Origin of the sequence: Klebsiella sp. K5-204 (genome assembly GCF_030128585.1) — a bacterium.
Classification (GTDB): domain Bacteria; phylum Pseudomonadota; class Gammaproteobacteria; order Enterobacterales; family Enterobacteriaceae; genus Klebsiella; species Klebsiella quasipneumoniae.
Genome location: NZ_JAKUZS010000010.1, coordinates 133,892 through 155,182, shown reverse-complemented (window position 1 = coordinate 155,182; position 21,291 = coordinate 133,892). Strand labels below are relative to the sequence as shown.

The following is a 21,291-nucleotide window of genomic DNA, read 5'->3' as shown; positions in this document are numbered from 1 at the left end:
ACAAGTTCCTGCAGCCGCAGACGCTGGGGATCCTGCTGCTGGGGGTGATCGCCTTCTGCGTGGGGACCGCCGCCGGGGTGCTGATGGCGAAGCTGCTGAACAGGTTCAGTAAGAACCCGATCAACCCGCTGATCGGTTCAGCCGGGGTGTCGGCGGTGCCGATGGCGGCCAGGGTGTCGAACAAGGTGGGTCTGGAAGCGGACGGGCAGAACTTCCTGCTGATGCACGCGATGGGCCCGAACGTGGCGGGGGTGATCGGCTCGGCGATCGCCGCCGGGGTGATGCTCAAGTACGTGCTGGCGATGTAGGCCGGCGTCCTCCCCGGAGGCGTGGCCGTTGCCCCGCCTCCGGGTCAGGATTAACAACGCCCCTTTGCCATCGATCACTTTTCTGAAATTAGCGGTTCTGTGCGCCATCTGCGGGTTCTCGGGCCGCGAAACGGGGAAACTAATCATTTAATGTCTATTGGCGCTATGTATACCCGAAAAATCACCCACTGGTTTGCCAGGCGATCGTTTCAGAATCGCATCTTCCTGCTGATCTTATTCACCTCGACGATCGTTATGCTGGCGATGTCATGGTATCTGACAGACATCACCGAAGAGCGTCTGCATTACCAGGTCGGGCAGCGGGCGCTGATTCAGGCAATGCAGATTTCGGCGATGCCGGAGCTGGTCGAGGCGGTTCAGAAACGCGACCTCGCCAGAATCAAAGCGCTTATCGACCCCATGCGTTCGTTCTCCGACGCCACCTATATCACCGTCGGTGATGCTAACGGCCAGCGCCTCTATCACGTCAACCCTGATGAAATCGGCAAATCGATGGAGGGCGGCGATAGCGATGAAGCACTATTAAACGCGAAAAGCTACGTGTCAGTGCGCAAAGGCTCACTGGGCTCCTCGCTGCGCGGTAAATCACCGATTCAGGACGAGACCGGCAAGGTGATCGGCATTGTGTCGGTAGGCTATACCATTGAACAGTTAGAAAACTGGCTCAGCCTGCAGATAAGCTCGCTGCTGATCCCGATGGCGATCATGTTACTGCTCCTGCTCTACTGCGCCCGCCGCTTCTCGTTGCATATCAAAAAGCAGATGCTGAATATGGAACCCCAACAGCTGTCGCAGCTGTTGATCCAGCAAAGCGTATTGTTTGAATCCGTGTTCGAAGGGCTTATCGCCATCGACTCCCGTTACAAGATCACCGCGATTAATCAGACTGCCCGCCGGCTGCTCAACCTGAGCCAACCGGAAACAACGCTTATTGGTAAAGGGATCAGCAGCGTGATTTCGCAGGAGGCTTTCTTCTACGATGCGCCGCAGACCAATAAAAAAGACGAGATCGTCACCTTCAATCAGATCAAAGTGATCGCCAGCCGGATGGCGGTGATCTTAAATAATGAGCCACAGGGCTGGGTGATCAGCTTTCGTAGTAAAGACGATATCAACACCCTCAGCCTGCAGCTTAGCCAGGTACAACAATATGCCGATAACCTGCGCGCCGTGCAGCATGAGCATCGCAATCTGATCTCCACCATCGCCGGCCTGCTGTTTCTTAAACGCTACGATCATGCGCTGGATCTGATCCAACAGCAGTCGGAAAGTCACCAGAAGGTCATCGATTTTATCGCGCGTAATTTCCAGGACAACCATCTGGCCGGGCTGTTGATCGGCAAATATTACCGGGCCAAAGAGCTTGGACTTGAGCTGATTTTCGATCCAGCCTGCTTCGTCGACAGATTACCCACCGCCCTTTCTCACAACGAATGGATCTCGATCGTGGGGAATCTGCTTGATAACGCCTACAATGCCAGCCTGCAACAGCCGCAGGGCTCAAGGCAGATAGAGTGCCTGATCAACAGTGACGGCCACGAGGTGATTATCGAGGTCGCCGATCAGGGATGCGGCATTGACGAGACGCTGCGCGATCGGATCTTCGAGCGCGGCGTCACCAGCAGCGTCAGCAAAGATCATGGCATCGGACTCTGGCTGGTTCGCAGCTACGTGGAACAGGCAGGTGGCAGCATCGTCGTCGAAAATAACATACCTTTTGGCACCATCTTTACTCTTTATATTCCCCTGACCCGAGATGAACATCATGGATAGCATCACCACTCTTATCGTTGAAGACGAACCTATGCTGGCGGAGATCCTGGTGGATAACATCAAACAGTTTCCCCAGTTCGACGTCATTGGCATTGCGGATAAACTCGAGAGCGCCAGGAAACAACTCAGACTGTATCAACCGCAGCTGATCCTGCTGGATAATTTCTTACCTGACGGCAAAGGTATCGACCTGATCCGCCATGCGGTCAGTACCCATTACAAGGGGCGGATTATCTTTATTACCGCTGATAATCATATGGATACCATCAGCGAAGCACTGCGCCTGGGGGTGTTCGACTATCTGATTAAGCCGGTGCACTATCAGCGCCTGCAGCACACCCTGGAGCGCTTCGCTCGCTATCGCAGCTCGCTGCGTTCCAGCGAACAGGCCAGCCAGATCCACGTCGATGCGCTGTTTAATATTCAGGCTCGGGAACAGACGGAACCGGCCAGCGCACCGCTACGCGGGATTGATGAAAGCACCTTTCAGCGCGTACTCCAGCTGTTTGCCGACACGGGGGTGGTGCATACCGCCGACTCGCTGGCGCGTATCCTTGGCAGCAGCAAAACCACCGCCCGCCGTTATCTGGAACAAGGGGTGAAGAACGACTTTCTGGAAGCGGAAATTAGCTACGGCAAGGTTGGTCGACCGGAGCGTATTTATCGCGGCAAACAGACCTCCCCTGAGCAGGTCTGAAACGTTTACGCCAGGGAATAGCTAACCACCAGCTGCCCCTTCTTCATCTTAATCTGACTGATAAGAATGTCGCCCAGCTCCGCCAGGCGGGCGACATGTGTGCCACCGCAGGGATAGGCGGGCAGTTCGCCAAACCCCACCATGCGCAAACCCTCAGCGAAGATCACCTGACGCGGGAGGTCCTGCGCCTGCCATGCCTTCACCTGGCTCAACAGCGCGCTGGCGTCGGGTATCACGGCGTGGTTCCCGCCGGTGAAAGCGATCCGCCCCTCGCCAGGCCAGTGGTGCGCTTTCACCGGTTGCCAGCCAAGCTGTTCGCCCGCCAGGCCAAGCAGGTGGCCGGCGGAATGCAGGCGGGCATGCAGGTGTCTCGCGGAGGCATCTATTCTCATCTCCACTTCACCGAGGGGAAGCGGTTGCGACAGAATATGCAGCACGCTGTCGCCGCGCACAATAACCGTCTCAACGGCCTGACCAGCTATCCAGCCGCGATCCGCCGGTTGACCGCCCCCTTGCGGGTGAAACAGCGTCCGATCCAGTTCGATGGCGTAGCGGCCATCCGCTTCCGCAGTGCAGGCGATGATCTGGGCGCGCCCATCGGTAGCGTCGCTGGTGTAATAAACCCGTTCAGTCATAGTGATTCTCCTCTCTGTCCGCCCAGTATATTATTAATACCGACAGCGATAATCCTATCACCAGCCAATGCACTCTTGCTCCGGGAGCACAAATGAATCTCAGCCTCCTGCCCGACCTTGCCCTTTTCGTCCAGATCGTCGACCAGGGCAGCTTCTCCGCCGTCGCCCGCCAGAGCGGCATTACCCCTTCCGCCGTTAGCCGCAGCGTGTCGCGGCTGGAGCGAGAGATGGGCTGCAAACTGCTGCAGCGTACCACCCGCAAGCTGCGTCTGAGCGATGCCGGGGAAACGGTGTATCAGCATGCCCAGCAGATGCTGGAAGCGGCGCGACAGGCGATGGATTCCGCCGGCAGTCGCCAAACGGTCGCCCAGGGAAAGCTGACGCTCAGCGTACCGAAAGCCGTCGGCCGCTTCGTGATCCATCCGCTGATGATGGCGTTTTTTCAGCGTTACCCGCAGGTTGACGTCTGCCTGCGGCTGGAAGATCGCCCTCTGGATTTTATCGATGACGGTATCGATCTGGCGTTACGCATCACCGATACCCCCTCGCCCGGTCTGCATGGCAAACCGTTGATGCCAGTCACGCACGTTATCTGCGCCACTGAGGTCTATTTACAGCGCCACGGTATGCCGCGCACGCCGCAGGAACTGCGCGCGCACAGCTGCATCAGCCTTGGCGAAACGCCCGCCGACGCGCGCTGGAAGTTCCGTCGGGAAGGGAAAACCGAAACGGTGCAAACATACGGGCGGTACGCCGCCAACCATACCGCCGTGCGCCTCGACGCGGTCAGGCAGCATTTAGGGATCGGCAGCCTGCCGCTGTTCACCGCCCGCGAGGCGCTGGCGAATGGCGATATCGTGCAGGTGCTGCCCGAATGGGAATTTATCAGCAGCTACTCCGGCGATCTGTGGCTGCTCTGGGCGGGAGATAAGCATATGCCCGCAAGAATGCGGGCGATGATTGATTATCTCAGCGAGACGGTGCCGGCGCTGAACGCAGGCAGCATAGCGCCAGCGAAATAACCGCAAACCACGGAATGATAACCCCCAGCACGAACCAGAGCCCGGAGCGGCCGATATCATGCATCCGCCGGCAGCCGATCGCCAGCAGAGGGAGAGTCATCAGCAGCAACCACAGCGCAGCAAAGGGAATAACAACAAAACTGAGGATGCCGTATTGAGGGTTAAAGCTGGTTGCCAGCCACCAGACGGCCAGCGGCGCGCTGGCGATCAGTAGATTGATAAGAAAAAACGTCCAGAACTGCTGTCGGCTGGCCCGGCCGCTAAAATTAAAGGTCTCTTTCCAGCCGCTTAAATACGCCTGTCCATAGGTCATCACTTCTCTCCTTGAAGATTGGGTGAGTATCACGGCGCCAGGGCGATCACCTCCGCCGCCCAGCGCTGAAACCCGTCGACATCGATATCCAGCGCCACCTGGGCATTGGCCGGCTGGCCCAGTCGCCCTTCGATATCCACCACCGTGGCGCCGGCGGTCCAGGTTCCCTGCGTCTCCACCGCCACAAAACACGGCTGTAGGGTGAACAGTTCCGGGCGGACCAGCCATGCGATAGCGCAGAGATCGTGCATTCTCAGACCACTACTCATGCTGCCGCTACGATAGTGGCTAAACAGCGCATGGAGCATTTTACCGGTCTGATTCAGCGTCGGCAGGGTCGCCAGATAATCCGCCGTCAGCAGCGCCCGATTGGTGACGTCCAGCCCGCACATGATAATCTCCAGCCCGCTGTGGAAGACTTTCGCGGCGGCTTCCGGGTCGATGGCAATATTGAATTCGGCATTCGGCGTAAAGTTGCCCCGGCCCGCCGAGCCGCCCATGATCACCAGCCGGCGAATGTTGAACAGGCATTCCGGATACTGGGTCAGCAGCAGCGCAATATTGGTCAATGGGCCAATCGCCACCAGAGTGATCGGCTCGGCAGCATGCATCAGCGCATCGCGGATCGCCTGGAAGGCCGGCTTCGCCAGCGGCTGCCGGTGATGCTCAACAAAGTCATACCCTTCCATACCGGATTCGCCATGCACCGAGGCGGCATCGCGCAGGGGACGCACCAGCGGCATCGAGGCGCCCTGCGCCAGCGGCACATCGGCATGCCAGAAGTGCAGCAGCTGCAGCGCGTTACGGGTCGTCTTCTCTACCGAGACATTGCCCGCCACGGTGGTCATCAGTTGCAGATCCAGCTCAGGGGCGAACAGCGCCGCGGCAATAGCGGCAGCATCGTCGATGCCCGGGTCTGTATCAAGAATGATCGGTAAGCGCATGGTTTCTCCCTAAAAAAAAATGCCAGACGTTAAGTCTGGCATCTTCTCATACTGCTGACGGAAAGAACTTACTCTACTTCACGGACATCCACACGCAGCTCTTTCGGCACTTCAAAGACGATATTCTCTTCCCGGCCTTCCAGCGGTACGGCTTCGCCGCCGCCCAGCTCCTGCAGGCGGGTAATGACGTTCTGCACCAGAATATCCGGCGCCGACGCGCCCGCCGTCACGCCGACGCAGGCCGCATCCTTGACCCACGCTTCCTGAATATCGGAGGCATCGTCAATCAGGTAAGCCGCCTTACCCATCCGCTGCGCCAGTTCGGCGAGGCGGTTTGAGTTGGAGGAGTTTTTCGAACCAACCACCAGCACCACGTCAGCCTGCTCCGCCAGCGCACGCACCGCTTCCTGACGGTTAGTGGTGGCATAGCAAATGTCGTCTTTGCGCGGGCCGACGATTTTCGGGAAACGCGCGCGCAGCGCGTCAATCACATCCGAGGTATCATCCACCGAGAGGGTGGTCTGGGTCATAAACGACAGCCGGGCGTCGTTTTTGACTTCCAGCTTGAGAACGTCTTCCGGCGACTCGACCAGGTACATGCCCCCTTGCGGGTTATTGTACTGCCCCATCGTGCCTTCGACTTCCGGGTGTCCGGCATGGCCGATCAGAATCGACTCTTCACCACGGCGGCTGGCGCGGGCGACTTCCATATGCACTTTCGTCACCAGCGGACAGGTGGCGTCGAACACCGTCAGATCGCGGCTCTTCGCTTCATTCCGTACCGCCTGCGATACGCCGTGAGCGGAGAAGATCAGGATCGCGCCGTCCGGTACTTCGCTGATCTGTTCGATAAAAATGGCGCCGCGCTTGCGCAGGCTATCCACCACATAGCGGTTATGCACCACTTCATGACGAACATAGATCGGCGCGCCGTACAGCGTCAGCGCGTTTTCTACAATGCTGATAGCGCGGTCAACGCCAGCGCAAAAGCCGCGCGGGTTAGCCAACAGGATCTGCATGTTAATCCTCCAGCGCCGGATCGATCTCCAGCACTTCAATATCAAAATGAACGGTGCGCCCGGCCAGCGGATGGTTGAAGTCGACGGTGATGGAATCGCCGTTCACTTCACGGATCACGCCAGGCATTTCGCTGCCATCCATTGCGGTAAAGAGCATAATCGCGCCGATCTCCGGCTCGCCGGCGTCGATAAACTCGCGGCGAGAGAAATACTGAATCAGGTCCGGGCTCGGGACGCCAAATGCGGCGTCAGGCTCCAGCGAAAAGGCCTTTTTCTCGCCCTCTTTCAGACCAAGAAGCTGTTGCTCCAGCCCCTCAGACAGGGAGGTGTCGCCGAGGCGAAACAGCGCCGGTTTGCCATTGTTACGGGTGGACTCGGCGGTGGATCCATCGTCCAGCTTCAGCGTGAAGTGAACGAGAACCGCGCTGTTGCTCTGTACGGATTTAGACATGCAAATTGCTCGCTTGTTTTCGATCTCCTGTTGCCCGGAGGCGCTACGCTTACCGGGCGACGGGAGACCACACATTCTGTAGGCCGGGCTGACGTGGCGCCACCCGGCATTAACATTTACGCCTGCTCTTTTGCGGTCGGTTTCGGCAGGAAGCCTTCCAGCACAATCATCGCCGCGCCGATGCAGATAGCGCTATCGGCGAGGTTGAAAGTGGCGAAGTGCCAGTCGCCGACGTAGAAGTCGATCATATCGACCACAAAGCCGTGCCACAGGCGATCGAACAAGTTGCCCAGCGCGCCGCCGATAATCAGGGCGTAGGCAATATTGTTCAGCTTTTGCGTCGCCTTCGAACGGTACATCAGCACCGTCAGCACCACGCAAATGCCGATGGCGATCCCGGAAAAGAACCAGCGCTGCCAGCCGCCGCTGTCGGCGAGGAAGCTAAAGGCCGCGCCATAGTTGCGGGCATAATGCAGATTAAGCGACGGGAACAGCGGAACCGTCTCCCCCAGAGCGAAGTTCTGGAGGATCAGGAATTTGCTGCCCAGATCGATAATCAGCACGGCTACGACCACCCACAGCCAGCGTAGCCCCGTTGAACAAATCGATTTACTCATCAGGCGAATTTACGTTGCTCGCCGTCACCGGCGACGTTGCTCACACAGCGTCCGCAGATTTCCGCGTGTTCCGCCACCTTGCCGATATCGGTGGTGTAATGCCAGCAGCGCGGGCATTTCTCACCTTCAGCTTTGCTCAATGCGACTTTCAGCCCTTTGAGCAGTTCGCTCTGCTGGGCATCAGCAGGCGCGCTCGCATAGTCTGCGACGTTCGCCCCGGAGGTCAACAGGACAAATCGCAATTCATCGCCCAGCGCGTTGAGCTTAGCGGCCAGATCGGCATCAGCATACAGCGTCACCGAGGCTTCCAGCGAGCCGCCGACTTTCTTATCCGCACGCGCCTGTTCAATCACTTTGTTGACTTCGCCACGGACTTTCAGCAGCTCATCCCAGAAGCCGTCATTCATCGCTTCGTTGTCGGCCAGACCGAAGAGACCTTGATACCATTCGCCGGTAAAGACGTATTTCTCACGCTCGCCCGGCAGGTAACCCCAGATTTCGTCCGCGGTGAAGGACATGATCGGCGCCATCCAGCGCACCAGCGCTTCCACGATGTGGAACAGCGCGGTCTGGCAACTGCGACGCGCCACGCTGTCCGCCCTGGCGGTGTACTGACGGTCTTTGATGATGTCGAGGTAGAACGAGCCCATCTCAATGGAGCAGAAGCGCATCAGGCGCTGCACCACTTCGTGGAAGTCGTAGGATTCGTAGGCTTTCAGGATATCTTCCTGTGCCGCCTGCGCGCAGCCGACCGCCCAGCGATCCAGCACCACCATCTCTTCCGGTTTGACCATGTCTTTTGCCGGATCGAAACCGTTCAGGTTGGCCAGCAGGAAGCGCGCGGTGTTACGGATACGACGATAGCTGTCCGCGGCGCGTTTGAGGATCTCGTCAGAGACCGCCATTTCGCCAGTGTAGTCGGTGGAAGCCACCCACAGGCGCAGGATATCGGCGCCCAGCTTGTTCATCACGTCCTGCGGGCTAACGGTGTTGCCGATAGACTTGGACATTTTGCGGCCCTGACCATCGACGGTGAAGCCGTGGGTCAGTACCTGACGATATGGCGCTTTGCCTTTCATCGCCGTGGAAATCATCAGAGAGGACATGAACCAGCCGCGATGCTGGTCGGAGCCTTCCAGATACATATCGGCGGCGTGACCGGCGAATTCCGGACGCACGTCAACCACGGAAGAGTGGGTCGACCCGGAGTCAAACCAGACGTCGAGGGTATCCGGCACTTTCTCGTAGCTGTCAGCGTCATCGCCAAGGATGTCGCGGGAATCGAGATCCCACCACGCCTGGATGCCGTCGACTTCAACACGCTTCGCGACTTCTTCCATCAGCTCAAGGGTACGCGGGTGCAGTTCGTGAGTTTCTTTATGCACGAACAGCGACATCGGCACGCCCCAGGTACGCTGACGGGAGATGCACCAGTCAGGACGGTTGGCGACCATCGATTCGATACGCGCCTGGCCCCAGTCCGGGATCCACTGCACGCCTTTGATCTCTTTCAGCGACTGCGCGCGCAGACCTTTCTGATCCATGCTCACGAACCACTGCGGGGTGGCGCGGAAGATGATTGGCGACTTGTGGCGCCAGCAGCACGGATAGCTGTGCTGCATTTTTTCCACATGCAGCAGCGCGCCGCGCTCACGCAGCATCTCAACGATGATATCGTTGGCTTTAAAGACGTTGATACCGTCCAGAGACGGATAGGTGCCTGGCAGATAAGCCCCGTCCGGGCCAACCGGGTTAGCGATTTCCAGACCGTATTTCTGGCTGATCGTGTAATCGTCCGGACCGTGGCCGCCGGCGGTATGCACCGCACCGGTACCGGCATCCAGCGTCACGTGGTCGCCAAGGATCGCCGGCACGTCGAAATCGAGGAACGGATGCTGGAAACGCATCAGTTCAAGCTCGGCGCCGTTCACCGCCGCCAGGATGGTGTAATCGGCCGCGCCAACGCGCTTCATCACGCTCTCAACGAGGTCTTTCGCCAGGATCAGCGCCTGGCCGTCCACCTGCACCAGCGCATAGTCGAACTCTGGCGACAGGGAGATGGCGCGGTTAGCCGGCAGGGTCCACGGGGTGGTGGTCCAGATAACCAGCGACACCGGGCCGTTGACGTCGGCGACGCCGAATTTCGCCAGCACCGCGGCTTTATCTACCGCGTGGAATGCCACGTCGATGGATGGAGAAGTCTTGTCGTAATACTCCACTTCCGCTTCCGCCAGCGCGGAACGGCAGTCTACGCACCAGTGCACCGGCTTGGCGCCTTTATGCAGGTGGCCGTTGCCGATGATTTTACCCAGCGCGCGAATGATGTTGGCTTCGGTTTTGAAGTCCATGGTCAGATACGGATGCGACCAGTCGCCCAGCACGCCGAGGCGGATGAAATCTTTACGCTGCCCCTCGATCTGCAGAGCGGCATATTCGCGGCACTTGGCGCGGAATTCTGCGGCGGTGAATTTCTCGCCCGGCTTGCCGTATTCCTGCTCTACTTTCAGCTCGATCGGCAGACCGTGGCAGTCCCAGCCTGGAACGTAAGGCGAGTCATAGCCCGTCAGTCCTTTGGACTTAACGATAATGTCTTTCAGAATCTTGTTAACCGAGTGACCAATATGAATACTACCATTCGCATAAGGAGGGCCATCATGCAGAATGAAGGTTTTTTTGCCTTTTTTGGCTGCACGAATGATGCCGTACAGGTCATCATCGGTCCAACGCGCCAGCATTCCCGGTTCGCGTTTGGCGAGGTCGCCACGCATAGGGAACCCTGTTTCCGGCAAATTCAGGGTCGATTTATAGTCACTCATCAGATTCTCGGTTCCGTATTTCGGTTTGATAAACACCAGTGGCTCAGGCCTGGCTGGTCAGCCCAAATAATTCGCGGGCCGTTAACTCATCACGTGCGATTTGCGCCTTCAGCTCGTCGAGCGACGCAAACCGCTGCTCATTACGTATCTTTTTACGCAGTACTACATTGATATGGCGACCGTAGAGGTCCATTACAACGTCCAACAGATGCACTTCGAGCTGCTGACGCACGCCCGCTACCGTTGGACGGGTGCCAATATTGGCGACGCCGGCGATCGGCTTGTCGCCCAGCCCTGTCACTTCTACCGCATAGACCCCTTTAACCGGGGAAACCTGACGACGCAGCGGTAAGTTCGCCGTCGGAAAACCTATGGTACGGCCCAGTTCGTCGCCATGCACGACGCGTCCGGAAATGCTAAACGGATGGCCGAGCAGCGTCTCCGCCAACAGGAGATCGTCATCAGCCAGCGCCTGACGCACCGCCGTGCTGCTGATCCGCACCCCGCCTTCGAAGAAGGTTTGGGTGCTGGTGACGTCGAAGCCGTATTCCGCCCCCGCCTTTTGTAATAACAAGAAATCCCCCTGGCGACCAGCGCCAAAGCGGAAATCGTCACCGACGGCAAGGAACTGCACGCCCAGGCGGCGCACCAGCAGTTCACTGATAAAATCCTGCGCCGTCAGCGCGGCGAACCGGCGGTCGAAGCGAACGCACAGCACATAGTCGACCCCGCTTTCAGCCAGATAGCTCAGCTTTTCACGCAGGCGGGTCAACCGCGCCGGGGCTTTATCGGCGGCAAAGAGCTCGAGCGGCTGGGGTTCGAAAATCATCACCACCACCGGTAAACCGCGCTGGCGGCCCTCTTCGCGCAAGCGCTGCAGCAGCGCCTGATGCCCACGATGCACGCCGTCAAAATTGCCAATGGTCAGCACGCACCCGTGCGGGGCCTGACTGAGATTATGTATGCCGCGTATCAGCTTCATGTCTGGCTCAAAACAGTGAAAATCGTCCGAGTATACCTTGTACAACTGTCAACGTTAACCAGCGATTGCTCCTCGGCAACGAAAGTTCTCAGGAATTCATTCACTCAGCGCGAGTCAGCGGGAAAACCGCCCGCCCCCGGCGATTTTTATGGTGGAAAAGCTGTATTCGCCTGCAACAAGCTGGTAGAATCTTGCGCCATCACTACGTAATGAAGCGCTGTGGTGTTAAACGGCGCTTATTTGCACAAATCCATTGACAAAAGAAGGCTAAACGGGCATATTCCTCGGCCTTTGAATTGTCCATATAGAACACATTTGGGAGTTGGACCTTGGCTAATATCAAATCAGCTAAGAAGCGCGCCGTTCAGTCTGAAAAGGCTCGCAAGCACAACGCTAGCCGTCGCTCTATGATGCGTACTTTCATCAAGAAAGTATACGCAGCTATCGAAGCTGGCGACAAAGCTGCTGCACAAAAAGCATTTAACGAAATGCAACCGATCGTGGACCGTCAGGCTGCTAAAGGTCTGATCCACAAAAACAAAGCTGCGCGTCATAAGGCTAACCTGACCGCTCAGATCAACAAACTGGCTTAATCGCCGCTTGTTGTCGCTTTGTGAAAAAACCCGCGAAAGCGGGTTTTTTTATGCCTGTCATCTTTCCCGTCCTGGCGCGACCTGAGCCACGCCAGCCCACGCTTTCCGGCTATCTGGGTTCAGTAAACAGCGACGAATAATCGCGATTGCAGATGCGCTGTACCGCCGGATGCTGAATCATCCGTTCGGCGAAAATGGCGTGATACTCCTCCATCACGCTATCCATGCGGCCAATTTCGACAATCGATTCATCATGGTAGAAATCATGCGCGTAGAGCGTCGGCGCGACAAAAATCGCATTATGCGCGGCGCCGAAGGCTTTCATGAGCGCCGCGTCGTCAAACTCGCCGAGGATCTCCACCTTCAGCCCCTGCACGTTAATCCAGTTCAGCAGCTTACGTCCCAGCATCGAGCGTCGACCAGGGATCAGCAGCCGTCGCTCTTCAAGACAGGCCGGGAACGGCTTCATTGGCGCCGGGTTCATGCACCAGAAGCTGACGCTGCACTCGCCAATCTTCACCGAAAACAGCCCTTCCTGCTGCGTCGAGTCGATCGGGCAGTCAGAGATAATCATATCGAGCTTATGCTGGCTCAGCTGCTCCAGCAGCAGCTCATGGGTGGATTCAAAACAGCGCAGATGGATCTGCTCGCTTTCGACAACGGCGGCATCCAGTACGCCGCTGACCAGCCGTTTCGATAGCGCATCGGCCACGCCGACGTCAAACAGCAGATTCGACTCTTTGCGGTAGTTGACGATGTCGAGCATCTCCTGGCTCAGGGTAAACATCCGGTCGGCGTAGCGAAAGACCAGCTCCCCGAGCTCGCTCGGCTCCAGCCCTCTTCCCTTGCGCTTAAATAACTTTCCCTGCAGACGCTCCTCCAGCGCTTTGATCTGCCCGGTAATGGTTTGCGGCGTCAGAAACAGCGCCTCCGCCGCGCCCACGACAGACCCTTCTTTATAGACGTGCCAGAAGTAGTACAGATGGTTGTAGTTGATATGTGACATGCTTCTCTCCCTGATAATGTCCAGGAGAGCCTGGCAGGCCCTCCTGCAGAAAGGTTATACCGCGAGGCGAGTATCCGTTACGCGCTGACGCAGTATGAGGTAGCCGGTAACAGCTGATACCACCGATCCAATTAAGATGCCAAGCTTGGCCCAGTTGATTAATGCGGGATCGACATTGCCGAAGGCCAGCGTGGCGATAAAAATCGACATCGTAAAGCCAATCCCGCACAGAATGCCCACCGCCATAATCTGCCGGCAGGTGGTCCCCTCCGGTAGCGAGGCCCACTTCAGCTTCAGGGCCAGCCAGCAGAACAGGCTGATCCCCAGCGGCTTACCGATAAACAGGCCGGCCATGATACCCAGGGGCAGCAGCGACGTCAGTCCATCAAGCGTAACCCCCCGCAGCGAGACGCCCGCGTTGGCGAAGGCAAACAGCGGCAGGATCATAAACGCCACCCACGGATGCAGGACATGCTCAAGCACTTTAGCCGGTGACTGACCCTGCTTCTCCTGGAGCGGGATCATAAAGCCGACGATGACCCCGGCAAGCGTCGCGTGAACGCCGGACTTCAGCACCGCGGTCCACAGCACCGCACCGACCAGAATATAGATCCCGGTGCGTCGCACGCCGCTCAGATTCAGAACCACCAGCACCGCAATCGCCGCCGCCGCCACGCCCAGCGAGAGCATTGACAGGTCGTGGGTATAAAACAGCGCGATAATCACGATAGCCCCAAGGTCATCAATAATCGCCAGCGCCATCAGGAAAATCTTCAGCGCCGTCGGGACGCGGCTGCCTAACAGCGCCAGCACGCCGAGGGCAAAGGCAATATCCGTCGCCGCCGGGATCGCCCATCCCTCTCTGGCGACAGGATCCTGAGCGTTAAAGGCCAGATAGACCAGCGCCGGGACGATCATCCCGCCGAGCGCGGCAATCACCGGAAAGACCGCCTGACGGCGACTCGCCAGCGAGCCCTGAATCAGCTCGCGTTTGACCTCCAGGCCAATCAGCAAGAAGAACACCGCCATCAGGGCATCATTGATCCATAGCAGCATATTCTTGTTGATCTCCAGCGCCCCCACCCGCAGCTGTACAGGCGTATCAAGAAAGGAGTGATACAGACCGCTGGTCACGCTGGTATTGGCCATGACCATCGCCAGCGCCGCGGCGATGATTAAGACAATGCCGCCGGAAGCATCGCTACTGAAGAATCGTTGCAGATGTTTCACTTTTACTTTCATCCTGTTGGTGAATAACTCGATAAAAGTATAATACACAGACTGATAACTCGAAAAAATCAGATTTAAGTTGCGCTAATGCTCGATTTTTACGAGTTAAAGAGGAGGGCTAAGACAATGATAGACTGGGCAGCAAAAGGCCAGGCGTTGACGAAAGCAGAATTAACCGCACAGATCGTCCCACATTTTCTGTCTTTTATTATATTCATATTTCAGACAATCCAGCGTCACGGTCACGTTCGCCGGAGACAGACGATTTAGCTGCGGCAAAAAAGGATGCGCGTGCAGGTATTGAATAAATTTCGTCGCGCCATTTAACGTGGCGTGCCGCAGATTGGCCGTTTTTTTATTGCCGGTTAGGTTACAAACCGCCATCGCATAGTCCCGTGTAGAGAAGGTCCGCCAGACATTGTTGCGGTTCCCTCCGCCCATAAACAGGCGCGGCGGGATATCATGCAGCGGCGGCGTCATGCCTCGCTCTCTGACAAATGAGATATGGCATCGCCCCTGTTGAACCTGCTGCAAATTCGCCATCAGGCAGCCACCTAATATAAAACATTCCTGATCGATGTAGTGTTGAATATTGAGGGAGCGTGCATCTGTCAGTGTTTTGACTAATTCAAAATGGCGATAAGCCGGCAATACGGGTTTGACCAGCATCCCCGGATCGTTTTTATATAACACCGCTGGTCCGTAATCCACATCAAAAAGCGTTGCGCGCCGCATCGTTATCGCTTCTTTCCGTTGTACAAGATGTACCAGCGTACCGGGCGGCAGGCGCTCTTCGTAATAAGAGTGGTATTGATACTCCGTTTCAACGGGCTGGAGTGAATAATTGGTTGTTACGGATATAATCCGACCGGTAGTCTCCTCGGCGGTGACCAGCACATACAGAAAATTGTCACCGCCGTTAAATTTAACCCGAAAAGCGCGGGTGCTGAGGGTAATGTCGAAAGCGGGAAAGGCAAACTCACGTTCCGCCTGATTTGCCCTGCGGGATAACTTCTGTAATTCGCGGCTTAGTCCGGTACTGTCTAACGCAAGGGCGGATCGGATATCCGCCAGCGAAGCCCCATCCTGGATGAGTGCGGCAAGATAATCCTGGCGCGGATCGGTTTTATATCTGACGGGATAAAGAAATGTTTTATGGCACTGCTGGCAGCAGACGCGTGGCTCTCCCTGCGCGGAAAAGCCATACTTTTTTAGTGAGACGCTGCCGCATCCTGGGCAGGATTTTATCAACCCTTTCCATACCCGATTTACCGACTGGCGAAAAAGATTCAGCGATCTTGCCGAAATCACAGGAAAATGAAAACCACATGCCCTGCATAACACATTTTTCCCCTGGTTCTGGTAATCCGGGCTGTTCAACACGCCCAGATTTTTGCAGCCTGGCGTTTTGCAGCTATCGACATTAACCTGAGAAAACATGATTAACTCCCTGTGACGGTATGATTTTCAAACAAATATTGATTTTATCTCTGCCGGTGAAAAACCATTCTGATGGAGTGTTTTCATCGCGCTCATAGTCACCGCGCTATGAGAGAAAAACGCTTTATAGCCTGCGCACAAATAGTTGTGGTTTCTCTCGCCCGTCGCGGATTGCAAGAAGCGGTGCTTGGGGCAGCCGCCGTAGCAGGCAAATTGCCACTGACAAGAGCGACACTCCTGCGCCATTGAGTGGCTTTTATCATCACCAAACTGCTGGTTTTGCGCGCTATTATTCATCGCATGTAGCGTTGTATCCTGAATATTTCCCAGCCTGTACTGCGGATAAACAAAATGATCGCAGTTATAAACGTCGCCGTTCATCTCCATCGCAAACGCGCTGCCGCAGGTTGGCGCGAATACGCATACCTGGGGAGGCAACCCACACCAGGCGGCAAGCGTCTGTTCAAACATCTGTATGCCTATGTCGCCAATGTCTTCGCGGACCCATACATCAAAAATAGCGTTAAGAAAATGGCCAAACTGTAGCGGATCAACCGACCACGGCATCATTTTTGTTTGCCTGTCCTCAGGGTGCGCCAGCCCAAGGCCGCTCTTTTCGCTGCTTCTTTCCACCAAAGGGATAAATTGCATATAACGGCTGCCGATGCTCTTCAGATAGCGATATACCTGAAGCGGATGGCGCATATTGCTCTGATTAACAACCGTCAGCGTATTAAATTCGACGCCGTGGCGGTGCAGACATTGTATGGCCTGTTCAACTTTCGCATGCGTCGGTTTTCCCGAGCGCGTAACGCGCCATTCGTCATGCAAGGCTGCATCGCCGTCAATGGAAATACCGACCAGGAATTGATTGGCCCGAAAAAACTCAGACCATTGGTCGTCGATCAAAATGCCGTTCGTCTGGAAGGTATTCACAATCGTTTTTCCCGCAGCATAACGCTGCTGGAGTTCGATCGCCCGGCGATAAAAAGGCAGCCCCATCAACGTCGGTTCTCCGCCCTGCCAGGCAAAAATCACCTCATCAACCTCTTGCGCGGCAATATGTTGTTTAATGAAGCGTTCCAGCATCTCGTCTGACATTCTGTAGTTGCGTTTTCGCTCCGGGTAGAGCTTTTCCTTTTCCAGATAGAAGCAGTACTTACAATCAAGATTGCATACTGAACCTGTCGGTTTAATCATGACCTGACAGCTCTTTCTTCGCATGATCGCTATATCCATCCCAATAAAAAGAACCTGATTCAGTTTAAACACCGAATCAGGCGGGCATCGCCCTAAGTGGCATACTACGGTTTTATGGTTATTCGGTTAGCCCCAGGTGACCGGCGTCGGCTTATCGCCACGGGCTTTCATTAACGAATCGTTATCGATGTCTTCTTTATACTTCAGGAACTTATCGTACAGTTGTTTCTCAATATCCGGCCGTTTGCCAATCTGATTGAGCGTTTCGTAACGGTCGGTCTTCAGGTTGTAGAGATATTTCGGTTTATTTTCACGATCGATGATCATCTTCCAGTCGCCATCCCTGATCGCCCACTCATCGGTTGGATCGTCCTGGAATGGCATATCAACGCCGAAGATCAACGGCTTATTACGCTCCAGCGGCTTCTGTTCCAGCAGCGGAACCAAAGACTGGCCATCGTACGTGCGATCGTTCGGGAGTGTAAAATCCATCATCTTCGCCAGCGTCGGCATCCAGTCAAGACCGGAAACCGGCGTATCCGTCACCATCCCCTGCGGCAGATGTTTGCCATATTTAATAATCGCCGGAACGCGGATGCCGCCTTCCCACAGATTATCTTTACGGCCACGCAAACCATCGGTCTCACCCGCCAGGTTCAGCTCATACACCTTACGCGCCTCACGCGTTACCGGGCCATTGTCACTGGTGAAAATCACGATGGTGTTGTCTTCTTCGCCCATTGCCTTAATTTTATCCAGCACTTTACCGACCTGAGCATCCATGTAACTGATGTTCGCGTAGTACTCCCCCGTGCCACGCCACGGTTTATCAGCCCAGTCGCCATAAAACAGATCCGGGTGCTGTTTTTGGTACGCGCTCATATATTGCGAGTACATATCGAGATATTTCTTCGGCGAAGCCAGCGGGCTGTGCACCTCAGTAAACGCGACATATAAGAAGAACGGCTTATCATCTTTCTTATTATCCAGCCAGTTCACCACTTCAGAGCTGACAAATTCACCGCTCATTTTATCTGCGCGACCAATTCGTTGCCCATTGCGTAGCCATCCTGTCGGATGCACCACCCCGTAGCGAGGACGCTCTTTGGCATTATCCAGCGTGGAATCCGTGACAAATCCCGCCGGATTCACCAGACTGTAATCAAACCCCATATCTTTTGCCTGGGGCTGATCGGTACGATCTCCACCTGCATTCAGGTGCAGTTTGCCCATCATCGCCGTGTCATAGCCCTGCTGTTTCAACAGATTGGCGATGGTCAGTTCATTACGCCCTAATGCAACATCTTTGCCTTCCGGGATCCATGAGCGAATACCGGTACGAAATGGCATACGACCGGTTAACAGACCCGCACGGGAGGGGGAGCACAGCGGCGCAGGCGCATAATAATCGGTGAATTTCACCCCTTCCTGCGCCAGTTTGTCGATATTCGGGGTTTTGACAATGGGATGTCCATAAGTTGCAAGATCGCCATACCCTAAATCATCAGCCAGAATAATAACCAAATTAGGACGCTTTTCTGTTGCGGCATGTGCTGTTGACAGCGCGCTCCCGGCACATAGCGCCAGCCCAATCATACTGGCAACAACTGTTCTTTTCATTTTAACTCCTTTGACATTTTTTAAAATTCATACCCAACCATATAAATCATTTGATCGCCAAAGCCGTCATAACCTAATTTGTTTTTAAAATAACGCCAGGTTACCGTTGCCTTCCAGCGAGGATAAAATTTCCAGGCCAGCGTTAAACCGCCATTAATGCCATAATCACCGTGTTGCTGTTCCGCGTAGGCGTCATTTCGCTCAAATTCAATTTCATTCCAGTCTGACAGAACAAATTTCTCGTCAAATAGCGTGAAGTTATAAGCTGCCGTCCAGCCCAGCACATACCCGTTCCAGCCGCTTGTTTGCCCATATTTTGGTGAAACATAATCACCCGACTCATTGTGGAGTCCGAGGTAAGGTTTAAAGAATCCCCATTTCCCGGACCATCCCAGATAACCAAGACCATAAAACATGTCCAGATCATCCCCCCACGTATTTTCCCACTGGCCATAAATCTTGCCAAAGAGCGTATAGTCAGAGCCAAAAAGGCGAACATGCGTCATCGCTGAAACCGTATGGTTACGCCCCGCAACAGAATGGTTGAGTACATTACTTTCAAAAAAAGAATAGAATTCAGCTTCTTTAAAATTGACGCCAAAATCAGCTGTGGCTTTCCAGACTTCACCACGACCTACATCGACAAAGCCGCTGTTCCAGTCAGCATAACCTGCATTAATCGATCCAAAAGAATATTGGTAGTCCAAAGATGCTTGTACGGAGTGACTAAATCCCAAGGATGCTGCAAGTATCGTACAAGCCAATAGCGTATTTTTTATCCGAGGCATTGAAAGTATTTCCCAAAGTTATAATTCGTCCATAGACATACACTACTTTTCTGCGGCGCTTATTGTTAGCGAAACACACCATCAAAATAGTGATGAAAATCTCATATCAAAAGGGACGATGGGTATTATCAGGTATGTGTCAAAATATGTTTTTTTAGTGAGGGTAACTTATTGTTTATAAATATCCGGCACGATCATAACGCACTTGTCTGTTACCTATTTTTGTCATAACTGGCGCGCAAGGACGTTATTGATTTGAGCGACGTCCGACAATACCCATTTGGGCAACCACAGATGAAACGTTCGGGCTTTATCCTGGATGATTAAGACTTAATGCCCCAGCAACATCGAAATGACCAGACCATCAATTATTCATGTTATAAATAATAAAGCCCTATTGAGATTAACTGCACATATAAAAAATGCATGTAGGTTATGCCATGAGGGAAAAATAAATCAATGGGAAGAACGCTGTTAATACTCCTGATTCAATAAAATAAAGATTCTGAATCAAAGAGTTAAATTAATGGATACATCAAGAAGAAATAAAAAAGCCTGGGATTTCTCAATCTCAGGCTTTTTATCAGCAATGACGGAAATGATTAACGAGTCAAATCATCAAAAAACTTCTTCACACCGTCAAAGAAGCTTTTCGAACGCGGGCTGTTGTTTTCCCCGGTCGGGCCGCCGAAGCTTTCCTGCAGCTCTTTCAGCAGCTGTTTCTGCTTCTCGTTCAGCCCCACCGGCGTCTCCACCACCACCCGGCACAGCAGATCGCCCTGCGCGCCGCCGCGAACGGATTTCACGCCTTTCCCACGCATGCGGAACAGCTTGCCGGTCTGGGTTTCACCCGGAATTTTCAGGTTGACGCGACCGTCGAGCGTCGGGACCTCAATCTCACCGCCCAGCGCAGCCATAGTGAAGTTGATCGGCACTTCGCAGTACAGGTTATTACCTTCACGCTCAAAGATAGCGTGCTGCTTCACCTGAACCTGAACGTACAGATCCCCTGCCGGTGCGCCATGCTCGCCGGCTTCGCCTTCGCCCGCCAGACGGATCCGGTCGCCGGTATCCACGCCCGCCGGGATTTTAACCGACAGGGTTTTGGTCTTCTCAACGCGGCCGTGACCATGACATTTATTGCACGGATCTTTAATCAGCGTACCGCGTCCCTGACAGTGCGGACAGGTCTGCTGTACCGCAAAGAAGCCCTGACGCATCTGTACCTGGCCCGCGCCATGACAGGTCGGACAGGTCTGCGGTTTGCTGCCTGCTTTGGCGCCGCTGCCGTGGCAGACGTCGCACTCTTCCAGCGTCGGAATACGGATCTCTTTGGTGACGCCACGAACCGCTTCTTCCAGCGTCAGCTCCATGTTGTAACGGAGATCGGCGCCGCGCGCCGCGCGCTGCCGGCCACGTCCGCCGCCAAAGATATCGCCGAAAACATCGCCAAAGATATCGCTGAAGTCCGCACCGCCGCCAAAACCGCCGCCGCCGCCCATGCCGCCCTGCTCAAAGGCCGCATGGCCGTACTGATCGTAGGCCGCACGCTTCTGGGCATCAGTCAGGATTTCATACGCTTCTTTGATTTCTTTAAATTTGGCTTCGGCCTCTTTATCACCCTGGTTGCGGTCCGGGTGATACTTCATGGCCAGGCGCTTATAAGCCTTTTTGATTTCACGCTCTTCCGCTGTTTTGGAGACGCCTAAAATCTCGTAGTAATCTTGCTTTGCCATCGGTGTTTTTCAGCCCCTTAACATGCGTGCACGGGCGGAGAGGAAACCTCTTCGCCCGTGCCAGTGTTTTACCCGTTCAA

Annotated in this window: 20 protein-coding genes and 1 pseudogene; 5 read left to right on the top strand and 16 right to left on the bottom strand. The window is 55.2% G+C overall.

Annotated features, from left to right (window positions below):
• The 3 genes from MKR05_RS23665 to MKR05_RS23655 form a co-directional block, all read left to right on the top strand.
• Positions 1 to 308, top strand: a 308-nt coding sequence (locus tag MKR05_RS23665; protein WP_284118834.1) for a sodium ion-translocating decarboxylase subunit beta, incomplete at its 5' end; no start/stop codon positions are given.
• Between the two features lie 165 nt (positions 309 to 473).
• Positions 474 to 2,102 carry a sensor histidine kinase gene (locus tag MKR05_RS23660; protein ID WP_086075196.1) on the top strand — a complete coding sequence of 543 codons (1,629 nt, stop codon included), beginning with the start codon at positions 474 to 476 and terminating at the stop codon, positions 2,100 to 2,102.
• On the top strand, positions 2,095 to 2,799 hold the full coding sequence (locus MKR05_RS23655) for a response regulator (RefSeq protein WP_044525323.1): 705 nt from the start codon (positions 2,095 to 2,097) through the stop codon (positions 2,797 to 2,799). The genes MKR05_RS23660 and MKR05_RS23655 overlap by 8 nt, the downstream gene beginning before the upstream one ends.
• A 5-nt stretch (positions 2,800 to 2,804) precedes the next feature.
• On the opposite strand, the gene MKR05_RS23650 is transcribed toward MKR05_RS23655, so the two are convergent.
• Entirely contained in the window at positions 2,805 to 3,434 is a 630-nt protein-coding gene (locus MKR05_RS23650) for a serine-tRNA(Ala) deacylase AlaX (RefSeq protein WP_050534018.1), read from the bottom strand.
• Positions 3,435 to 3,526: 92 nt separating this feature from the next.
• Here MKR05_RS23650 and MKR05_RS23645 point away from each other — a divergent pair, with 92 nt between their 5' ends.
• Positions 3,527 to 4,456 carry a LysR family transcriptional regulator gene (locus tag MKR05_RS23645; protein WP_032452406.1) on the top strand — a complete coding sequence of 310 codons (930 nt, stop codon included), beginning with the start codon at positions 3,527 to 3,529 and terminating at the stop codon, positions 4,454 to 4,456.
• Here the strand turns inward: MKR05_RS23645 and MKR05_RS23640 are convergent.
• The 8 genes and pseudogenes from MKR05_RS23640 to MKR05_RS23605 all read right to left on the bottom strand — a co-directional run.
• Positions 4,404 to 4,769: a DUF805 domain-containing protein gene (locus MKR05_RS23640; RefSeq protein WP_049014574.1), complete on the bottom strand. Its 366-nt coding sequence runs from the start codon at positions 4,767 to 4,769 to the stop codon at positions 4,404 to 4,406. The genes MKR05_RS23645 and MKR05_RS23640 overlap by 53 nt on opposite strands.
• A 29-nt stretch (positions 4,770 to 4,798) precedes the next feature.
• Positions 4,799 to 5,713, bottom strand: a complete 915-nt coding sequence (gene rihC, locus MKR05_RS23635) for a ribonucleoside hydrolase RihC (protein ID WP_044525320.1) — start codon at positions 5,711 to 5,713, stop codon at positions 4,799 to 4,801.
• A gap of 68 nt (positions 5,714 to 5,781) precedes the next feature.
• Entirely contained in the window at positions 5,782 to 6,732 is a 951-nt protein-coding gene (gene ispH, locus MKR05_RS23630; protein WP_002887979.1) for a 4-hydroxy-3-methylbut-2-enyl diphosphate reductase, read from the bottom strand.
• Between the two features lies 1 nt (position 6,733).
• Positions 6,734 to 7,183: an FKBP-type peptidyl-prolyl cis-trans isomerase gene (gene fkpB / locus MKR05_RS23625; protein ID WP_023291927.1), complete on the bottom strand. Its 450-nt coding sequence runs from the start codon at positions 7,181 to 7,183 to the stop codon at positions 6,734 to 6,736.
• A 116-nt stretch (positions 7,184 to 7,299) separates the two neighbouring features.
• A complete protein-coding gene (lspA, locus tag MKR05_RS23620; protein ID WP_023291926.1) occupies positions 7,300 to 7,800 on the bottom strand; it encodes a signal peptidase II in 501 nt (166 codons plus the stop codon).
• Positions 7,800 to 10,616: an isoleucine--tRNA ligase gene (gene ileS, locus MKR05_RS23615; RefSeq protein ID WP_032429278.1), complete on the bottom strand. Its 2,817-nt coding sequence runs from the start codon at positions 10,614 to 10,616 to the stop codon at positions 7,800 to 7,802. The genes lspA and ileS overlap by 1 nt, the downstream gene beginning before the upstream one ends.
• Before the next feature lie 43 nt (positions 10,617 to 10,659).
• Positions 10,660 to 11,598 (bottom strand): bifunctional riboflavin kinase/FAD synthetase, encoded by a 939-nt coding sequence (ribF, locus tag MKR05_RS23610; RefSeq protein ID WP_284118831.1) that lies wholly within the window; start codon positions 11,596 to 11,598, stop codon positions 10,660 to 10,662.
• A gap of 7 nt (positions 11,599 to 11,605) precedes the next feature.
• Positions 11,606 to 11,811 (bottom strand): annotated as a pseudogene (locus MKR05_RS23605) (DUF2575 domain-containing protein); the annotation flags it as partial.
• Between the two features lie 116 nt (positions 11,812 to 11,927).
• Here MKR05_RS23605 and rpsT point away from each other — a divergent pair.
• On the top strand, positions 11,928 to 12,191 hold the full coding sequence (rpsT, locus tag MKR05_RS23600) for a 30S ribosomal protein S20 (RefSeq protein WP_002887965.1): 264 nt from the start codon (positions 11,928 to 11,930) through the stop codon (positions 12,189 to 12,191).
• A gap of 109 nt (positions 12,192 to 12,300) precedes the next feature.
• Here the strand turns inward: rpsT and nhaR are convergent, their stop codons facing one another.
• From nhaR to dnaJ, 7 genes are all read right to left on the bottom strand, one after another.
• Entirely contained in the window at positions 12,301 to 13,197 is an 897-nt protein-coding gene (gene nhaR / locus MKR05_RS23595) for a transcriptional activator NhaR (protein ID WP_023291923.1), read from the bottom strand.
• Positions 13,198 to 13,251: 54 nt separating this feature from the next.
• Positions 13,252 to 14,427, bottom strand: coding sequence for a Na+/H+ antiporter NhaA (nhaA, locus tag MKR05_RS23590; RefSeq protein WP_032429094.1), 1,176 nt, complete (start codon positions 14,425 to 14,427; stop codon positions 13,252 to 13,254).
• A gap of 171 nt (positions 14,428 to 14,598) precedes the next feature.
• Complete coding sequence (locus MKR05_RS23585; RefSeq protein ID WP_101989211.1) at positions 14,599 to 15,867, bottom strand: cytoplasmic protein; 1,269 nt, start codon at positions 15,865 to 15,867, stop codon at positions 14,599 to 14,601.
• A 27-nt stretch (positions 15,868 to 15,894) separates the two neighbouring features.
• Positions 15,895 to 17,094 carry an anaerobic sulfatase maturase gene (locus MKR05_RS23580; RefSeq protein ID WP_101989213.1) on the bottom strand — a complete coding sequence of 400 codons (1,200 nt, stop codon included), beginning with the start codon at positions 17,092 to 17,094 and terminating at the stop codon, positions 15,895 to 15,897.
• 99 nt (positions 17,095 to 17,193) lie between these two features.
• Entirely contained in the window at positions 17,194 to 18,687 is a 1,494-nt protein-coding gene (locus MKR05_RS23575) for a sulfatase (protein ID WP_080820747.1), read from the bottom strand.
• Positions 18,688 to 18,707: 20 nt separating this feature from the next.
• The gene (locus MKR05_RS23570; protein ID WP_023291918.1) at positions 18,708 to 19,475 is read right to left on the bottom strand and encodes an outer membrane protein OmpK; all 768 of its coding nucleotides are present in this window, start codon (positions 19,473 to 19,475) and stop codon (positions 18,708 to 18,710) included.
• A 602-nt stretch (positions 19,476 to 20,077) separates the two neighbouring features.
• Positions 20,078 to 21,211 carry a molecular chaperone DnaJ gene (gene dnaJ / locus MKR05_RS23565; RefSeq protein ID WP_002887955.1) on the bottom strand — a complete coding sequence of 378 codons (1,134 nt, stop codon included), beginning with the start codon at positions 21,209 to 21,211 and terminating at the stop codon, positions 20,078 to 20,080.
• Positions 21,212 to 21,291 lie beyond the last annotated feature (80 nt).